Below are 16,813 nucleotides of genomic sequence, written 5' to 3' on the forward strand. Positions count from 1 at the left end.
CTGTCTGTCGTTCTCTTCTGTTTCTCATTCCCATATCTGTTATTTACTTTAACTTCATTGCGAGGGTGCTATGGCTATTAGTCGTCGTTCTTTTCTTCAGGGATCAGCCGTTTCAGCGTTGGGTTTAGCGGCGGGTGTAGCCCCAAAATTGACGTTTGCCGCCGACAGTAAAGATGCCATCAAAGTGGCGAGTATTCTCGACCTTTCGGGTGGCCTGGATATTTACGGTAAACCGATGTCGGACGCGATCAATCTGGCAGCCGAAGAGATCAATGCTGCCGGTGGGTTGTTAGGCCGACCGCTGCAAATCATCAACTATGATGCGCAGTCCAACATGCAACTCTATGCACAATACGCGCAACAGGCCGCGTTGAAGGACAAAGTGGCGGTGGTGCATGGCGGGATTACTTCTGCATCACGCGAAGTGATTCGCCCGGTGTTGGATCGTTTCCGCTCACTCTACTTCTATCCTGCGCAGTACGAAGGCGGCGTATGTGACCGCAACTACTTCTCATCCGGCTCCACACCGGCACAAACGGTGGAAAAGCTGGTGCCTTATGCGATGAAAAAGTGGGGCAAAAAAGTCTATGTGCTGGCCGCCGATTACAACTACGGGCAGATCGTTTCGTCATGGGTGAAAAAGTCGGTACATGACAACGGCGGTGAAGTGATGACGGTGGAGTTTTTCCCGCTCGACGTCACCGACTTTGGCGCGGCGATTTCCAAAATCCAGAGCGCCAAACCCGATATGGTGTGGTCAGCCTTGGTGGGCGGCGCACATATCTCGTTTTATCGCCAGTGGCACGCGGCGGGGATGAGCGGCAAGATCCCGATTGCGTCCACGGTGTTCGGTGGTGGCAATGAACATATCATCCTGTCACCGGAGGAGAGCAACGGCATTCTGGTGGCGGCGAACTACATGCAGGAGATCCCGTCGGCAGAAAACAAAGCCTTCGTGGACAAATTCCATGCGCGTTACGGCGACATCTACATCAGCGATCTGGCGATGGGGGCTTATCAGGGCATGCTGATTTGGGCCGAAGGGGTGCGTAAAGCCGGGGATATCGATCGCATGAAGGTGATTGAAGCGCTGGAGTCGGGAGTCACGTTGACCTCACCGAGCGGTAAATTAACCGTCGACCCCGCCACGCACCACTGTTCACTGGATGTGCATATCGCCGAGGTGGAGAACCACCAGATGAAGATCCTCGAAACCTTCACCGATCAAGCCCCGGTTGATACCGCCATGGTGTGCGATTTGAAGAAAAATCCGCGTGATACCAAACAGTATCAGATCGAGCTGTAACAGGAGTCATTTATGGATCTGTCGATTATCTACGGCATTGAGGTGCTCAACGCCATCGCGGTGCTGGTGATCATGAGTCTGGGTCTGGCGGTGGTGTTTGGCATGATGAAAATCGTCAACATGGCGCACGGTGAATTTATGATGCTGGGTGGCTACAGCGCCATCATGGCAACTAACCACTTTGGCGTACCGATCTGGATTTCGATGCTGGTGATTGCACCGATCAGCGTTGGCGTTTTCGGTATGGTGATTGAGCGCGTCATCATTCGTCATCTGTATGGCCGCATGATCGACACCATGCTGGCGACGTGGGGCCTAAGCCTGGCTCTGATTGGCGCGGCCACCATGCTGTTTGGCAACACCACGCTGGGCATCAGTTCTCCGCTGCCCAGCGTGAGCGTAGGCAGCTACAGTACCAGCGGCTACTCGCTGTTTATGATTGTGTTTGCGCTCTGTCTGGTGACGGCCCTGTGGCTGCTACTGCGTTTTACCACGCTGGGGCTGTGCGCCCGCGCCACCATGCAGAACGCGCGGATGGCCGCAGCGTTGGGCAGTAATCCCGGCAAAATCTACAGTTTAACCTTTGGGTTGGGTGCCGCACTTTCGGGGTTGGGTGGCGCACTACTGGCCCCCATCACCGGCGTGATTCCGACGATCGGCGTGAGCTTTATCGCCAAAGCCTTTATCACCGTGATTGGTGGTGGCAGCGCGATCATCGCTGGCACGCTCTCCTCTTCTGCACTGTTTGGCACCATCTCGCAACTGGTGACCTATCTCTCCACTCCGGTGTTTGGCGCGGTGGCGCTGCTATTGAGCGCCATTGTTCTGCTTCGTCTGTTACCGCAGGGCATCACCGGGCGCTTCTTCAGGAGATCGCTGTAATGAAACTGTTACCGGAAAAAATGCGCATCTTATTGGGTGCCCTGGCGTTTGTATTCGTGGCGCTGTGGCTCTCTGGCGCCATTGAGCTGTATACCTTGCTGTCGATTACGGTGTTTTTGGTGATGGGACTACTGTCTTTGAGCCTGGCGTTTATCTGGGGTTATGGCGGGATCCTCTGTTTTGGGCAGGCGGCCTTTTTTGGCCTGGGTGCCTATACCTACGCGGTGTGCGCCATTAACTGGGGGGATTCTACCTGGGCGGTAGTAATGGCGATTCTGCTGCCAACTCTGTTCTCGCTGTTGCTGGGCTACGTGATTTTTTATGGTGGCGTCAGCGACGTCTATCTTGGGGCGATCACCCTGGCGGTGAGTCTGGTGTTATTCAACTGGGTGAACTCGACCTCCGGCAGTGAATATCACATTGGCGACGCGCTGCTGGGCGGCTTTAACGGCATACCCTCGGTGCCAACACTTAACATGCCGTTCCAGCCGGATGCAATCCTCTCACCGGAAGCGATCTTTATGGTGACTGCCGGGGCGTTGGCGCTGTGTTACGCGCTACTGAAGTTCGTGCTGCTGAGTCGTTTTGGCAAAACGGTGGTGGCGATTCGTGAAAACGAACAGCGCGCGGGTCTTCTTGGCTATAACGTGCCCGCCCACAAGCTGGGCACCTTTGCTATCGGGGCGGCGATTGCCGGTCTGGCGGGATGTCTTTATGTCAACTGGGGCGCGTTTGTCAGCCCCGGCGTGTTCAGCATCAGCCAGTCGGCGCAGATCATCATTTGGGTGATTGTTGGCGGACGCGGCACGTTGGTCGGTCCGGTGATCAGCTGTGTGCTGTTGCAGTGGATGGTGACGCGCCTGGGCGCGCAGCAAACCGTTGACGTTAACCTGGTGCTTGGTGTGATTCTGGCAGTGTTTGTTCTGCTGATCCCCGGCGGCATTTTGCCGACGCTGCAACGACTGTGGCGGAGTAAGCGCCCCATGGCGACGACGCGTGCGGCGCAGGTAAGTGAGGTAAAACAATGACGGCAAACATCTTATTGGAAACGCGCAAAATGGGCGTCAGCTTTGGTGGCGTGCATGCGGTGAAAGAGGTAGATTTCACGTTACATGAAGGCGAGCTGCGCTGCCTGATTGGCCCCAACGGCGCGGGCAAAAGCACTTTCTTTAAAATGCTCAGTGGTCAGGTGACGCCCACGCGGGGTGAGTGCCGTTACCGCGATCAGGTGATTTCGGGCAAGCGCCCCTGGGATATTGCCCGGCTGGGGATTGGCATTAAGACCCAAGTACCGAGCGTGTTCGAAGGATTAAGCGTGCGGGAAAACCTCTGGCAGGCGGCGGCGAACAAACTGAACAAGGCGGAATTGCCACAGGCGATTGATCGGGTGCTGGTGGATATCGGTTTGCTGGATCTACAGGATGCCGTGCTTTCGGAGTTGGCACACGGTCAGCGTCAGTGGGTGGAGCTGGGGATGATCCTGATTTCCCGCCCGCAACTGGTGTTGCTGGATGAACCCGCAGCGGGTATGACGCATCAGGAAGTGCGTAAAACTGCACAACTGATTAAAGCCATCAACCAACAGAGCACGGTGGTGGTGGTGGAGCATGACATGGAGTTCATCAGCATGATTGCACAGCAGGTCACGGTGTTTAATCAGGGCGCGGTGCTGGCGGAGGGGAGTTTCCGCGAGGTGACGCAGAATCCATTGGTCAAAGAGGCGTATCTCGGCAATCTGGAGATTAAACATGCTTGAAATAAAAGAGATGGTCTCGGGCTACAACAAAATTCCGGTTTTGCACCTGTCCGAGTTGTTTGTCGGCGCGAAATCCTTTACCGGCGTGCTGGGCCGCAATGGCATGGGGAAAACCACTTTATTGCGCACGATAATGGGGGAGCTGCCAGCATGGCAGGGTTCGATTGCGCTGAACGGCATCGATATCACTCGCTATCAGGCGCATCAGCGGGCGGCGGCCGGTATTGGCTTTGTGCCGCAAGGGCGGCAGATTTTCCCGCTGCTGACGGTGGAAGAGAATTTGCGTATGGGCTGTGTGAAGCATTTTTCCCGTGCCGGGCAGATTATCGAGCAGATGCTGGAGATTTTCCCCAGGCTTAAACGTTTGCTGGCGCAACCGGGCGGGGCGTTGTCAGGCGGCGAACAGCAACTGCTGGCCCTGGCGCGCTGCCTGTGTGGGCAACCCCAACTGGTGCTGTTGGATGAGCCAACGGAAGGGATACAACCCAACATTTGCGAGGAGATCATCGAAACCTTGCAGCGGCTGCGCCATGAAATGGATATTTCGATTATTTTGGTGGAGCAGGATATTGAATTTCTCTACGCCCTGTCGGATCGGATCCATGTGATTGAGAAGGGGCAGATCGTGCAGCAGATTGATCCGCGCACGCAGCCCAGCGCCAGCGTCGCGGAACAGTTTTTGGGTTTTCATGCTTAGATTGTCTTTAGGCGGAAGCGGGACAAAGTGTGGGCATCCGCTCGCACTCTGTCCCTACCGACACAGCACCCGACTGTAACAACACAGCAGATCAAACGGGACTGCTCTACTGTGATGCTTCCCTTATCAGGTGGCATACAGGTGAAACATGAACGAGCAATCACTGCTGGCAACACTCTCTGGCGTTCGGCTGCATATTTTCCATCCTGATTCTCAGAGCGTGCGGGCGTTTTGCGCCTCGCTGACGCAGCTGGGATGCCAGGCGCAGCATAGTTGGCCACCTGAAGCGGACGTGCCTGCAGGTACACAACTGCTTCTGGTGGCGATTGAATCGCAGCATCAGACACCACTGATCCGCTTATTCAAATCCCTGAAACAGCACCATACTCCCGTGATTGCGCTGGCAAATTGCCAGGATGCGCGCCTGTTTCCGCTGCTATTGCAGCTTCAACCCAGCGCCATCGCTGAACGCGACCTCAACCCTTTTGCGTTGATTGTGCAGATGATTGGAACCTGGCAGGCCGCACAGCAGAGCGCGCAATTGCGCATTGAACTGTCAGCACGTCAGCAGCGTCAGCTGAGGCATGACCGACTGGCACAGGCAAAAGGGGTACTAATGCAAACCTTTGGTTTGGATGAGTCAGGCGCGTATCGCTTTATGCGCACAGAGGCGATGAACACGCGCAGCAGTCTGGAATTCACTGCTGAACGTGTGATCAATCAGTTGCAGAAATAGTCGGGCATCAGCTCTCGGTCTGGCGCAGCAAGCTGCTGGGGGTGTAACCAAAGGCTTTGCGGAATGCCAGACTGAAGTGCGACATATCGCTAAAACCATGATCGAGTGCCACTTGAGTGATGTTGCGGGCTTTCCCCTCAGCCAACGCTTTACGACACGCCAGAAGACGCTCCTGCCAGACAAAATTCATCGGGGTCGTCCCGTGCGCTGCAAAAACCCGGCTGATGGTGCGCGGAGAAACATGGTGGGCGTTGGCGATCTGCACCATCGATAAATCGGCCTCCTGCAAGTTTTGCCGCAAATAGCTCACCACCCGTGAATAGAGATCCGGTTTCAAGGCGTCATCACCTTTCTGCAGATTCACACTCACCGAAATCATATTGATCAACGTGTTGGCGAACTGCTCTGCAAGGAACGGGTTTTCACATTCGGCGTTAAAGATAAACGCCTCCTGCAGTAGTTGCTTCAGCGAGGTCATGCCGGGGCGGCTGAGGTCCAGCGTTTTTCCTGCCAGTTTGGCAATCGCCGGTGCCTCTTTCTCAATCATCTGACGTGGCAAATGCACAATATTGATGGCCACGTTTTCCATGGCGAAATCAAACGGCGTGGCGGCATCGTAAATCACCACATCACCGGCGCTAACACGGGACTGATTATCGTTCTGGCGCAAGGTGCCGTGCCCAGAACGCACGTATCCCAGGTAAAAGTCATGGTTAGGATGGCGACGGATACACTCTGGCGTGCGTTGCCACACCAGGGCGGTTTGCGAAACATGATGCGCAATATCAACGTGTCCTAGCATCGAATAGCCAAAACTGCCGGAAAACGCGCCGGATTGTACCTGTCGGGCTTCGGCTTTGATTAAGCGTGAACAGACCGCATCGCGCCAGGCATCAAAGCGATGACGATTGTCTAAATGATCCGTGGTGAAATTTTCTTTCATAGCTACGTCCCCTAAACTTGGCGAAAAAGGGCGAAATCACCACAAATTAAGCAATTATCAGGCCATAAAAGGGTGGTGAAGCCGCACCGGGGTATCGGTGCGGGCTGGCGAGAAGGGTTAAAGGGCGGGATGTTTTTTATGCCAGTCAGTGACCTGCTGGAAAGCCCAGGCGCCTTGAATCATGGCGGTTTCATCAAAATGCGCGGCGACTAACTGGAAACCAATGGGCGCACCGGCGGCGGTCATGCCACAGGGCAAGGTAATGGTGGGGTGTCCGCTGGCATCAAATGCACTGGTATAGCGCAGCACGCCGTTAAACAGTGCCTGATCGGTACCAAAACGGGTCATGGTGTCCCAGGTAAGTCCGGCATAGGCGGTGGCAGGAGCGAGGATTAAATCAACCTGACTGAACAGCGCCGAGATATCGCCACGCAGCGCCGCACGACTTAACAGCAAACGCTGATACTCCAGTGCGGTCACTTGATGTCCCAGATCCAGCAAGCCAGAAAGCCCTGGACCGTACTGATCTTTTTGCGCGGGATAGGTGTCTTCATGCGCTAAGGCGGTTTCCACCGCGCAGAGCGCGCTCCACTCTGCCGCCGCTTTCTCGGTATCCGGGATGGTGATCTCCACCAGGGTTGCACCCAGTGAGGTCAGGGTCACCATGGCGGACTCGAGCGCGGCGCGTGTGTCAGCATCGACTTTTTCCAGCGCCCAGGCTTTATCGATACCGATGCGCATCTTACTGATTCCGCGCGTCATCAAAGCCAGATAATCCGGCACCGGCTCACTGCTGGAGGTGGGATCTTTATCATCACGTCCTGCAATCGCTTGCAGCATGGCTGCGGCATCGGCGGCGGAGCGTGCCATTGGCCCGATATGATCGAGCGAAGCGGCCAGTTCACACGCACCATGGCGCGTCACACGGCTCCAGGTGGGTTTGATGCCGGTGAGACCATTGGCATTGGAGGGAAAGCGGATAGAACCGCCGGTATCGGTACCGATGGAGCCATAGCACAGGCCCGCAGCCGTCGCGACACCGGAACCGCTGGAGGAGACCCCGGTCCAGAGCGCGCTGCCCCACGGGTTATTCGGCCGGGTAATTTCTGGATGATGATCGGCAAAGGCGCTTTCGGTCTGGGTGAGTTTACCCAGAATCACCGCACCTGCAGCGCGGAAGCGATCGACCACCGTTGAGTCTTCTGTCGGGTAGCGATCTTTATGAATGATCATCCCGTGGCTGGTGGGGGCATCTTTGGTCCAGATCAGATCTTTCAACGCAATCGGGACGCCATGCAACGGGCCACGCAGCTTACCTGCTGCAATTTCCGCATCGGCTTCTGTCGCCTGTTTTAGCGCGCTGTCGCGCATCACATAGAAATAACTATGTAAGTCGCTGTCCAGGGTGTCGATGCGCGTCAGCAATGCTTCGGTGACGGCAACTGAGGTGATGTCGCCAGATTGAATCAGGCGTCCAATTTCCAGCAAGCTTTTGTAATGCAGGTTGTTCATCGCGACGTTACCTCCGGTGAAAGACGGGCTGCGGTTGAGCAGACAATGTGTTGATCAACAACGTAAATCACTCACGTTTAACCGGCTGTGTTAAAGCGGACAGATGCTGTGCCAGATGTGCCAGCGGCGTGGAATAAGAGAGGAATGCTATTTTCCTCTATCGATTGCGTTATTTGATATTAAGAATTTGCTGTGCGTTTTTATTTATTTATCTCGCGTGATGCCTGTGCTGGTCTGAGGTTAATGTTATTTAGCCAATAAACAGAAACCGATTGCCGGATATAGCATAACCACGCTATTTACTAGATTTATTCCTGCTGATTATCATCCCTTTCAATTCGTTATTTATGCCCCAGTTCGCTGATTAACTTCATGCGGGCTTGTTATTCACTGCGCCGTAAAAAAGTGAAAATGACCATGACGCAAAATAATCATTATGCCAATCCGCGCGCCGTAGTACTGGCCAGCGATGCGGATGCTCTGGCTGCCGCACGCCATATTGCTGAACAAGCGAAGGCTGGCGCGGTAGAGCGCGATCAACAACGTATTTACCCGTTGGAACTGTTGAATCAGTTCACGCAATTGGGGCTGGGCAGTATCAGCGTGCCCCACCAGTTCGGCGGGGCGGGATTGTCATTCCAGACCCTGGCGGAAGTCTTTCGACTGATCTCTGCCAGCGATCCCTCACTGGGCCAAATTCCGCAAAATCACTTTGGTTTAATCCAGTTTATCCTCGGTGAAGGCACACCTCAGCAGCAACAGCAGCTGCTCAGCGCGGTGGTCAGTGGGCAGCGTCTTGGCAACGGCGGGCCGGAGAAAAACAGCAAACATACGCGGGATGTACAGGCCACTATCGTGACAACGTCACGTGGCAAGGTGCTGACGGGAGAGAAGTTTTACTCCACGGGGGCATTGTTCGCGGACATTCTTGTCACCACCGCGATTGACGGGGAACAATCGGTGATGGCGTTTATCCCGCTGCCTGCCGAGGGAGTAGAGATCGTCGATGACTGGTCAGGAATCGGGCAGCGCACCACCGCCAGCGGCACGGTGAAACTACAACAGGTGTTGATTGATAACACGCTGACGATGCCATTGCCTGCGTCTGAAAAGCCCACGCTGCGCGGTGCCGTCTCCCAATTGATACAGGCAGCGATTGACGCCGGTATTGCACAAGGTGCGCTGGATGAAGCGCTGGAATTTGTCCGCAGCAGTTCGCGTCCGTGGGTGGATGCGGGCGTCAGCCGCAATGCTGATGATCCTTACATCCTCGCTGACGTTGGGCGGATCAGCACCGAACTCAGTGCGGCCAACGCGCTGCTCGTGCGTGCCGCACGGGTGCTCGACAGCATCGACCCGCGCGCGCTCACTGCCGAAAACTGCGCACAGGCGTCAATTGCGGTTGCCGAAGCCAAAGTGCTCACCACTGAGATTGCCCTGCGTGCCAGCGAGAAGCTCCTCGAATGGGGTGGCAGCCGCGCCACGCTGCTGCGTCATGGCCTTGATCGCCACTGGCGTAATGCGCGGACGCACACGCTGCACGATCCTGTCCGCTGGAAAACGCATGCCATCGGGAATTTCTACCTCAACGGTGAGCACCCTGCGCGTCACGCGTGGATTTAAGGAGCGGCTATGACCCAGGTTTTCCCGAAACAGCAAGCCCTGCGCATCACCAGTGCGCCACAGGCTTTGCAGGTGGCACAAGAACTGGCATCGCTTTATCGCAGCGGTGCAGCACAGCGCGATCATCAGCGCACGTTACCGCACGCGGAGTTGCAACGTTATTTTCAGTCGGGCCTCGGTGCCATTACCGTGCCGTGTGAGTATGGGGGTATTGCGCTCTCTACCGCTGCCTTAGCCGAAATATTCGTGGTACTCAGTGCGGCAGACGGTTCAATTGGTCAGGTTCCGCAGAACCATTTTTATGCGCTGGAAGTCCTGCGTATTAACGGCAGTGAAGCACAGAAGCAGCGCTTATATGCCGAAGTGCTGGCCGGGGTACATTTGGGCAATGCACTGGCTGAATTCAGTTCACCAGCGGCACATCAACGTTCAACCGCTGTGGTGCAGCATCCTGAAGGGCTGCGCCTCAACGGCGACAAGTTTTACGCCACCGGGGCGCTGTTCGCCGATCGTATTCCGACTCTGGCACTGGCCGACGACGGCAAAGAGCAACTGGTGTTCGTGCCGCGTCATCAGGCGGGCGTGACGGTGATTGATGACTGGAGCGGCTTCGGCCAGCGCACCACCGGTAGCGGTAGCGTGCAGTTCCGGGATGTCGAAGTTGTTGCTGAGGATGTGGTGCCGTTCCAAAGTGCTTTTGAACGACCCACCACCGTCGGTCCATTTGCCCAGATTATGCATGCGGCGGTCGATCAAGGTATCGCCCGCGAAGCCTTCAATGACCTGTTGGTGTTTGTGCGGGAACGTGCGCGTCCGTGGCCAGATAGCGGAGTCGCGCACGCCAGTGAAGACCCATTAACGCTGGATCGTATTGGTCGGCTGGCGGCACGGCTGAGTGCAGGAGATGCACTGCTGGCGATGGCCGGAGAGGCAGTAGACACTGCGCAGCGCGACAGCAGTGCGGCAAACGTGGCGCAGGCGTCAGTAGAAGTGGCGAAAGCACGCGCCTGGACCACTGAAATCTCGCTGGAAGCCGGAAACCTACTGTTTGAGCTGGGCGGTTCGCGAGCCAGCTTGCGGGAACACCATTTCGATCGCCATTGGCGGAATGCGCGCACCCACACTTTGCACGACCCCTTGCGCTGGAAATATCCAGCCATCGGCAACTATTTGCTTAACGGTGTGCTGCCGCCGCGCCGGGGGACGATATGAGTCAGAAGCAGATATTGCTCAACGCGTTCAACATGAACTGTGTTGGACATATTCATCACGGTATGTGGACGCATCCGCAGGATCGCTCGGTGGATTTCAACTCACTCTCCTACTGGCTGGATCTGGCACGGTTGCTGGAGCGCGGCCTGTTTGATGGGATGTTTATTGCCGACATTCTGGGTGTGTACGATGTCTACCAGCAGGGGATTGGCTTGACGGCGAGTGAGTCGATTCAATTACCGGTTAACGACCCGCTGATGCTGATCTCGGGCATGGCCAGCGTCACACAGCATCTGGGCTTTGGTGTCACCGCCAACCTGAGCTATGAAGCGCCGTATCCTTTCGCGCGCCGCTTCTCTACGCTCGATCATCTTACTCAAGGCCGTATTGGCTGGAATATCGTCACCGGTTATCTCGACAGTGCGGCGCGCGCCATGGGGCAGCAACAGTTGCAGGCGCACGACCGCCGCTATGACCAGGCCGATGAGTTTTTGGATGTGGCTTACCAACTGTGGGAAGGCAGTTGGCAGGATGATGCGCTGCAAGCCGATAAGGCAAAACGCCAGTATGCCGATGCCAGCAAAATCCACGCGATCAATCATCAGGGTGAGTTTTATCAGGTGCAGGGCTATCACCTGAGCAGCCCCTCACCGCAACGCACGCCGCTGCTGTTCCAGGCGGGGTCATCGGCGCGAGGCATACAGTTTGCCGCGCGTCATGCCGAGTGCTCGTTCGTGAATGCCGCTTCACCTGCTGCGATGCGCGAGCAGTCTCAGCGTCTGCGTCAGGCTGCCGTCGCGGCAGGGCGCCGTGCTGACGATCTGCGCATTTTTATGGGCGTCAGCGTGATTGTGGCACCGACCGAACGCGAAGCGCAGGAGAAGCATCGCAGCTATCTCGAATACGCCAGCCCGGAAGCGGGTATCGCTCACTTCTCCAGCTCGATTGGTCTCGATCTGGCCGCTTTTGGATTAGATGAACCGATCCAGAGCGGTGATACCCGCGCCATCGAATCCGTCAGCAAAGCCTTTAGTGGCTGGACGCGCCGCCGCTTGCTGGAGCAGCACGCGATGGGGAGTCGTTACCCGTTGATTGTGGGCAATCCTGCACAGGTCGCGGATGCGTTGATCCAGTGGATCGATGAAGGTGACATTGATGGCTTTAACCTGACACGCATCCTGAATCCGCAAAGCTACCGCGATTTTATCGATCTGGTGGTGCCGGAATTACAACAGCGCGGTCGCTATAAAACCGCCTATCAACCGGGCAGCTTAAGACAAAAAATTTTCCAGCAGCAAGACCGTCTGCCCGCTCGCCATCCGGCGGCACGCTGGCGGCTGGCTAATCATATTCGTTAATTTAACCTCAGGGATTTACATGAAAATTGCACAACTATTGATTCTCAGTGCCGCGATGTTGACCAGCAGTGTTTTCGCCGCCAACGATTACAGCGGCCCGCTGAAAGTGGGCACCACCGCTGCTTTCGCGCCCCCGCTGGAAACCGCCGTCGCCGAAGCCAAAAAGCAGGGACTGGAGGTTCAGTTGGTGGAATTTACTGACTGGACTGCGCCGAATGTCAGCGTAGAAAACGGTGATATCGACGTTAACCTGTTCCAGCATAAACCCTTCCTGGAGAACGCCAATCAGCAGGGCGGTTTCCACCTTGTGCCCTATGCACCAGCCATCATCAACAACATCGGTCTTTATTCGAAAAAGCACACCGCCCTTGACCAGATCCCCGATGGCGGAACGGTCGCGATTGCCAACGATCCGATTAACGGTGCGCGGGGACTGCTGCTGTTACAGAAAGCCAGGCTGATCACCCTCAAGCCGGGCGCTGGGTTGAAATCCACTGTGGATGATATCGCCAGCAATCCCAAACACCTGAAGATCATTGAGGTGGAGGCGGTACAGTTATCGCGGTCGCTGGATGAGGTCGATTTAGCGCAAGGGTATCCGCACTATCTGCGCCTGTCGAAAACCATCGATCCCAACAGTGCTCTGTTATTTGATGGTCTCGAACATCCTGAATATGTGATCCAGTTTGTGATTCGTGAGGGGCATCAGGATGATCCGCGACTGAAAAAGTTTGTTGATATTTATCAGCATTCACCGGTAGTGCGCGCCAAACTGGATTATTTCTACGGCAAGCTGTATCAGCCGGGTTGGAGCCAGTAACCATGGTTAGCCTGACGTTGCCTGGCGAGCATGATGCGCTGTTAACACCTCGACAGGACGCACCCGGCAAGGTGCACGTCCAGATTAAGGGGTTGAGTAAACGCTATGCCGGGCAGACCCGGGAGGCGCTTAAAGAGGTTGATTTGCAGGTTAAACGCGGTGAGATCTTCGGCATTATCGGCCGCAGCGGGGCGGGCAAATCGACGTTAATCCGCTGCCTCAATCGGCTGGAAAATCCCTCTCAAGGTTCGGTAGTGATTGATGGCATCGATCTTAGCCGTTTGCCGGATCACGAGTTGGTCGCGTGGCGGCGGCGCACTGGTATGATCTTTCAGCACTTCAACTTGTTGTCGGCGAAAACGGTGCGGGAAAACATTGAGTTGCCGCTGAAAGTGGCGGGTGTGGCTGCACCGCAACGCAGGCAAAAAGTCGATGAACTGCTGGCGCTGGTGGGGCTGGAGGAACGCCAGCATGCCTGGCCCGCGCAACTTTCCGGCGGGCAGAAGCAGCGTGTCGGCATTGCGCGTGCGTTGGTGCATGACCCGGAGTTGCTGCTGTGTGATGAGGCGACATCGGCGCTTGATCCAGAAACTACGCGCGCGATTTTGGCATTGCTGAAGACCATCAATCAGCAGCGGCATATCACCATCGTGTTGATCACCCATGAGATGGATGTGGTGCACGATCTCTGTCATCAGGTGGCGGTGATCGACCAGGGCGAAATCATTGAACGTGGACCGGTGTGGCAGGTGTACAGCAATCCTCAACAGGACACCACGCGGCAACTGCTCAATCCGCAGTTTAGTGCGCTGCCGGAGGGGCTGCAGGCGCTGTTATCCAACACGCGTCGGCGCGCAGATTCACGGGTGCTGCTGCGGCTGCGCTACAACGGACAGGGGGCGCAACCGGATTTGGCGGCCATCAGTGCACGCGTGCCGGGAGCGTTAACCTTGATCTACAGCGCGGTGGAGTGGGTTGATCGCAAGCCTATTGGCCAGATGTTGCTTTTACTGGATGCACAACATGATGCTTCGCAGGCGCTTGACCTGTTGGCCACACAGTCAGATCAACGGGAGGTTGTAGGCTATGTCACTGACTATTGATCGTTTATGGACCGGGTTGCTGGATACCTTGCTGATGGTGGGAGTGTCATCGCTCTTAGCGTTGGCGCTGGGCTTGCCCATGGCGGTGATTTTGGTGGTGACAGGACGCGGCGATCTGTTTCCTAATCCGCTGCTCAACCGTGTGCTGGGATGGGTGGTGAATCTGTTCCGCTCGATTCCGTTTTTGATTCTGATGGTGGCGTTGATCCCGTTTACCCGCTGGATTGTCGGGACCACCTACGGCGTTTGGGCCGCCGTGGTGCCACTGACGTTAGCGGCCACGCCGTTCTTCGCCCGCATCGCTGAAGTCAGTTTGCGTGAAGTGGATAAAGGCTTAACCGAGGCAGCACAGGCGATGGGGTTTCATCGCTGGCATATTGTCTGGCATGTATTGTTACCCGAGGCGCGACCCGGCATTGTCAGCGGTTTTACCATTACGCTGGTGACGATGATCAATGCCTCGGCGATGGCCGGTGCTATTGGTGCCGGTGGTCTGGGCGATCTTGCCTATCGTTATGGCTATCAGCGCTTTGATATGCAGGTGATGCTGACCGTGATTGTGGTGCTGGTGGCGTTAGTGACGGTGCTGCAATTTTTCGGCGACCGGCTGTCGCGGCGATTGAATCACCGCTGATGATGGGGAAAATCGCGCAATTCATTGCGCTTTTTTCACCGAATCTGTAATCCCTCCAACGCTGTCAACAACGCGTCTACCTTCGGTAACAGCTGTTTACGGCGTGGCCAAATCAGGGTCAGCGCCAGGCCATCAGGCTGCTGTTCGGGCAGGATAATCTCTAGTTCACCACGGGCCAGCGGCTCTCGCACTAGCCATGACGGCATTTGCGCCACCCCTAATCCACCACATAACGCTTGCACCTGTGCGTCCACATCACCCAGCGCCATGCGGTGTGGCACGTTACGCCAGTGTGGATGCCCGTCGGCGGTGGTGAACAGCCAGGGTTTGGTGCTGCCATCCACACGCTCATACATGATGGCCTGATGCTGTAACAGTTCGCTTTCGCTGCTCGGGCGTCCCGCTCGCGCTAAATAGCCGGGTGAGGCGCAAAACACCATGCGTTCGCGACCCATCTGACGACACCCTAAAGAGGCGGGCACATCTGGCGAGCCGCCAATACGAACCGCAACATCAATTCCTTCATCAAAAAGATCGATAAAGCGATCGGAGAAAGTAAGATTCAGTTCCAACTCCGGATGCTGTTGGCAAAAGGGGATCAAGACCGGCATCACGCCTAAACGGCCATAGGTGTTGGGGACCGCCACACGCAGCCGTCCGGAAGGAATGGTACGCTGTGCCGCCAACACGGCTTCCGCTTCGGCCAACTCCTCCATAATGCGCAAGCAGGTTTGATAATAGGCGTTACCGGCATCCGTCAGTTTGAGGCTGCGGGTGGTGCGCTCCAGCAGACGCGAACCCAGGCGCGACTCCAGCCGGGTGACGCTTTTGCTGACGGCCGAACCGGTCAGATGCAGACGCTCTGCCGCCGCCGCAAAGCTTCCGCTTTCCACACTAGCAACAAAGGGAACGATGTCTTTCAGGCGCTGATCGTGCATTGATTCGTGAATCCAGGTTATGAATGATGTGAATTAAAGCCAGAGATAGGAATTCAATTCTGCATTAGGCTAATGATTACTGAAACTGAGGAGAATTGAAATGCAAAAGCAGGCGTTAATTGTTGGCATCAGCGGTGTGATTGGTCGCGCATTGGCAGAGAAACTGCAACGAGAAGGCTGGCAGGTCACGGGGTTATCGCGTGGGCGCGGCGCGATCCCTGAGGGTTGCCGCAGCCTTACTGCCGATATCACCGATGCTGATGCCGTGCGCGCGGTACTGGCGCAGGAGAAACCCGATGCACTGTTCTTTAGCGTGTGGTCACGTCAGGAAAATGAAAAAGAGAATATTCGTGTGAACGGTGGCATGGTGCGCAATGTGATCGAAGCGTTGGGCGAACGATTAAACGGCGCGCATGTCGCACTGGTCACGGGACTCAAACACTACCTGGGGCCATTCGAAGCTTACGGCAAAGGCGCGGTGCCCGTTACGCCGTTCCGTGAAGAACAAGGACGTCAACCTGTCGATAATTTCTATTACGCGCAGGAAGATGAGGTGTTTGCAGGGGCCGAAAAGTATGACTACCGCTGGAGCGTGCATCGTCCGCATACCATTATTGGTTATGCGTTAGGCAATGCCATGAACATGGGGCAGACCCTGGCGGTGTATGCCACGCTGTGCCGTGAGAAGGGTTGGCCCTTTATTTTCCCTGGCTCGCCAGAACAGTGGAACGGCTTAGCCGATGTGACCGATGCCGGTTTGCTGGCCGAACAACTGTTGTGGGCCGCGACAGCGGATGAAGCCGCCAATCAGGACTTCAACGCGGTTAACGGTGATGTGTTCCGCTGGAACTGGCTGTGGCCGCGGCTGGCGGCCTATTTCGGTGTTGAAGCTGCGGCATACCCCGCGCAGATGATGCCACTGGAGGGGCGTATGCAAGATGCAGCAGACGCATGGCGTGAGATTGCTGCACGCGAGCACCTGCGTGAGTCTGACATTAATAAACTGGCTTCCTGGTGGCACACCGATGCCGATTTGGGACGCCCAATGGAAGCCTTTACGGATATGAGCAAAAGCCGGAAAGCGGGTTTCACTGGCTACCGTGCCACGCAGGATTCGTTTATTACGCTGTTCGATAAGCTGAAAGCGGAAAAAATCATTCCACAGTAAGGCTTTTTGTTGCTGGTGCGCATGAAGGTGCAAACCGGGCACATGGGTAACACTTTAGACCGGGCACATGGGTAACAGTTATAAATTGGCATAGCAGAGGAGACTCACTATGCCCTGGACTGAGA

16 protein-coding genes are annotated in these 16,813 nt (G+C 56.0%); 13 read left to right on the forward strand and 3 right to left on the reverse strand.

Annotated features, from left to right (window positions below; translation table 11 throughout):
- Nucleotides 1-70: 70 nt before the first annotated feature.
- The 6 genes from ACPUC8_RS19285 to ACPUC8_RS19310 all read left to right on the forward strand — a co-directional run bounded on the left by ACPUC8_RS19285 (nucleotide 71) and on the right by ACPUC8_RS19310 (nucleotide 5,377).
- Nucleotides 71-1,306: an urea ABC transporter substrate-binding protein gene (locus tag ACPUC8_RS19285; protein ID WP_494927075.1), complete on the forward strand. Its 1,236-nt coding sequence runs from the start codon at nucleotides 71-73 to the stop codon at nucleotides 1,304-1,306.
- Between the two features lie 12 nt (nucleotides 1,307-1,318).
- Nucleotides 1,319-2,188 (forward strand): branched-chain amino acid ABC transporter permease, encoded by an 870-nt coding sequence (locus ACPUC8_RS19290; protein WP_494927076.1) that lies wholly within the window; start codon nucleotides 1,319-1,321, stop codon nucleotides 2,186-2,188.
- Nucleotides 2,188-3,216: a branched-chain amino acid ABC transporter permease gene (locus tag ACPUC8_RS19295; protein WP_494927077.1), complete on the forward strand. Its 1,029-nt coding sequence runs from the start codon at nucleotides 2,188-2,190 to the stop codon at nucleotides 3,214-3,216. Before ACPUC8_RS19290 ends, ACPUC8_RS19295 begins: the two co-directional genes overlap by 1 nt.
- The gene (locus ACPUC8_RS19300) at nucleotides 3,213-3,944 is read left to right on the forward strand and encodes an ATP-binding cassette domain-containing protein (protein WP_058973154.1); all 732 of its coding nucleotides are present in this window, start codon (nucleotides 3,213-3,215) and stop codon (nucleotides 3,942-3,944) included. The genes ACPUC8_RS19295 and ACPUC8_RS19300 overlap by 4 nt, the downstream gene beginning before the upstream one ends.
- Nucleotides 3,937-4,641: an ABC transporter ATP-binding protein gene (locus tag ACPUC8_RS19305; RefSeq protein ID WP_039337180.1), complete on the forward strand. Its 705-nt coding sequence runs from the start codon at nucleotides 3,937-3,939 to the stop codon at nucleotides 4,639-4,641. The genes ACPUC8_RS19300 and ACPUC8_RS19305 overlap by 8 nt, the downstream gene beginning before the upstream one ends.
- 148 nt (nucleotides 4,642-4,789) lie before the next feature.
- Nucleotides 4,790-5,377: an ANTAR domain-containing response regulator gene (locus tag ACPUC8_RS19310; protein ID WP_039337178.1), complete on the forward strand. Its 588-nt coding sequence runs from the start codon at nucleotides 4,790-4,792 to the stop codon at nucleotides 5,375-5,377.
- Between the two features lie 7 nt (nucleotides 5,378-5,384).
- Here the strand turns inward: ACPUC8_RS19310 and ACPUC8_RS19315 are convergent, their stop codons facing one another.
- Together ACPUC8_RS19315 and ACPUC8_RS19320 are read right to left on the reverse strand one after the other, a co-directional pair.
- Nucleotides 5,385-6,320, reverse strand: coding sequence for a helix-turn-helix domain-containing protein (locus ACPUC8_RS19315; protein ID WP_039337176.1), 936 nt, complete (start codon nucleotides 6,318-6,320; stop codon nucleotides 5,385-5,387).
- A 117-nt stretch (nucleotides 6,321-6,437) separates the two neighbouring features.
- Entirely contained in the window at nucleotides 6,438-7,832 is a 1,395-nt protein-coding gene (locus ACPUC8_RS19320) for an amidase (protein ID WP_494927078.1), read from the reverse strand.
- A 411-nt stretch (nucleotides 7,833-8,243) separates the two neighbouring features.
- Between ACPUC8_RS19320 and ACPUC8_RS19325 the strand changes: the two genes are divergently transcribed.
- Genes ACPUC8_RS19325 through ACPUC8_RS19350 form a run of 6 tightly spaced genes read left to right on the forward strand, consistent with a single transcriptional unit; the run spans nucleotide 8,244 to nucleotide 14,582 of the window.
- On the forward strand, nucleotides 8,244-9,455 hold the full coding sequence (locus ACPUC8_RS19325; RefSeq protein WP_494927079.1) for an SfnB family sulfur acquisition oxidoreductase: 1,212 nt from the start codon (nucleotides 8,244-8,246) through the stop codon (nucleotides 9,453-9,455).
- Between the two features lie 9 nt (nucleotides 9,456-9,464).
- A complete protein-coding gene (locus tag ACPUC8_RS19330; RefSeq protein ID WP_494927080.1) occupies nucleotides 9,465-10,667 on the forward strand; it encodes an SfnB family sulfur acquisition oxidoreductase in 1,203 nt (400 codons plus the stop codon).
- Complete coding sequence (locus tag ACPUC8_RS19335) at nucleotides 10,664-12,025, forward strand: LLM class flavin-dependent oxidoreductase (protein WP_494927081.1); 1,362 nt, start codon at nucleotides 10,664-10,666, stop codon at nucleotides 12,023-12,025. Before ACPUC8_RS19330 ends, ACPUC8_RS19335 begins: the two co-directional genes overlap by 4 nt.
- A 19-nt stretch (nucleotides 12,026-12,044) precedes the next feature.
- Entirely contained in the window at nucleotides 12,045-12,845 is an 801-nt protein-coding gene (locus ACPUC8_RS19340; RefSeq protein WP_494927082.1) for a MetQ/NlpA family ABC transporter substrate-binding protein, read from the forward strand.
- Nucleotides 12,846-12,847: 2 nt separating this feature from the next.
- Nucleotides 12,848-13,948 (forward strand): methionine ABC transporter ATP-binding protein, encoded by a 1,101-nt coding sequence (locus tag ACPUC8_RS19345; protein ID WP_494927083.1) that lies wholly within the window; start codon nucleotides 12,848-12,850, stop codon nucleotides 13,946-13,948.
- Entirely contained in the window at nucleotides 13,932-14,582 is a 651-nt protein-coding gene (locus ACPUC8_RS19350; protein WP_039337163.1) for a methionine ABC transporter permease, read from the forward strand. Before ACPUC8_RS19345 ends, ACPUC8_RS19350 begins: the two co-directional genes overlap by 17 nt.
- A 35-nt stretch (nucleotides 14,583-14,617) precedes the next feature.
- Here the strand turns inward: ACPUC8_RS19350 and ACPUC8_RS19355 are convergent, their stop codons facing one another.
- Nucleotides 14,618-15,520, reverse strand: coding sequence for a LysR family transcriptional regulator (locus ACPUC8_RS19355; protein WP_039337161.1), 903 nt, complete (start codon nucleotides 15,518-15,520; stop codon nucleotides 14,618-14,620).
- A 100-nt stretch (nucleotides 15,521-15,620) separates the two neighbouring features.
- On the opposite strand from ACPUC8_RS19355, the gene ACPUC8_RS19360 reads away from it, so the two are divergent.
- Nucleotides 15,621-16,688: an SDR family oxidoreductase gene (locus tag ACPUC8_RS19360; RefSeq protein WP_494927084.1), complete on the forward strand. Its 1,068-nt coding sequence runs from the start codon at nucleotides 15,621-15,623 to the stop codon at nucleotides 16,686-16,688.
- Nucleotides 16,689-16,813 lie beyond the last annotated feature (125 nt).

The sequence above is a fragment of the Pantoea sp. CFCC18177 genome (genome assembly GCF_059412425.1).

What these genes read in the sequence shown, in the direction of transcription:
- ACPUC8_RS19335 (WP_494927081.1), top strand. Translation starts at nt 10,664, where the DNA reads ATGAGTCAGAAGCAGATATTGCTCAACGCGTTCAACATGAACTGTGTT.
- ACPUC8_RS19310 (WP_039337178.1), top strand. Translation starts at nt 4,790, where the DNA reads ATGAACGAGCAATCACTGCTGGCAACACTCTCTGGCGTTCGGCTGCAT.
- ACPUC8_RS19300 (WP_058973154.1), top strand. Translation starts at nt 3,213, where the DNA reads ATGACGGCAAACATCTTATTGGAAACGCGCAAAATGGGCGTCAGCTTT.
- ACPUC8_RS19320 (WP_494927078.1), bottom strand. Translation starts at nt 7,832, where the DNA reads ATGAACAACCTGCATTACAAAAGCTTGCTGGAAATTGGACGCCTGATT.
- ACPUC8_RS19345 (WP_494927083.1), top strand. Translation starts at nt 12,848, where the DNA reads ATGGTTAGCCTGACGTTGCCTGGCGAGCATGATGCGCTGTTAACACCT.
- ACPUC8_RS19285 (WP_494927075.1), top strand. Translation starts at nt 71, where the DNA reads ATGGCTATTAGTCGTCGTTCTTTTCTTCAGGGATCAGCCGTTTCAGCG.
- ACPUC8_RS19325 (WP_494927079.1), top strand. Translation starts at nt 8,244, where the DNA reads ATGACCATGACGCAAAATAATCATTATGCCAATCCGCGCGCCGTAGTA.
- ACPUC8_RS19305 (WP_039337180.1), top strand. Translation starts at nt 3,937, where the DNA reads ATGCTTGAAATAAAAGAGATGGTCTCGGGCTACAACAAAATTCCGGTT.
- ACPUC8_RS19355 (WP_039337161.1), bottom strand. Translation starts at nt 15,520, where the DNA reads ATGCACGATCAGCGCCTGAAAGACATCGTTCCCTTTGTTGCTAGTGTG.
- ACPUC8_RS19340 (WP_494927082.1), top strand. Translation starts at nt 12,045, where the DNA reads ATGAAAATTGCACAACTATTGATTCTCAGTGCCGCGATGTTGACCAGC.
- ACPUC8_RS19330 (WP_494927080.1), top strand. Translation starts at nt 9,465, where the DNA reads ATGACCCAGGTTTTCCCGAAACAGCAAGCCCTGCGCATCACCAGTGCG.
- ACPUC8_RS19295 (WP_494927077.1), top strand. Translation starts at nt 2,188, where the DNA reads ATGAAACTGTTACCGGAAAAAATGCGCATCTTATTGGGTGCCCTGGCG.
- ACPUC8_RS19315 (WP_039337176.1), bottom strand. Translation starts at nt 6,320, where the DNA reads ATGAAAGAAAATTTCACCACGGATCATTTAGACAATCGTCATCGCTTT.
- ACPUC8_RS19360 (WP_494927084.1), top strand. Translation starts at nt 15,621, where the DNA reads ATGCAAAAGCAGGCGTTAATTGTTGGCATCAGCGGTGTGATTGGTCGC.
- ACPUC8_RS19290 (WP_494927076.1), top strand. Translation starts at nt 1,319, where the DNA reads ATGGATCTGTCGATTATCTACGGCATTGAGGTGCTCAACGCCATCGCG.
- ACPUC8_RS19350 (WP_039337163.1), top strand. Translation starts at nt 13,932, where the DNA reads ATGTCACTGACTATTGATCGTTTATGGACCGGGTTGCTGGATACCTTG.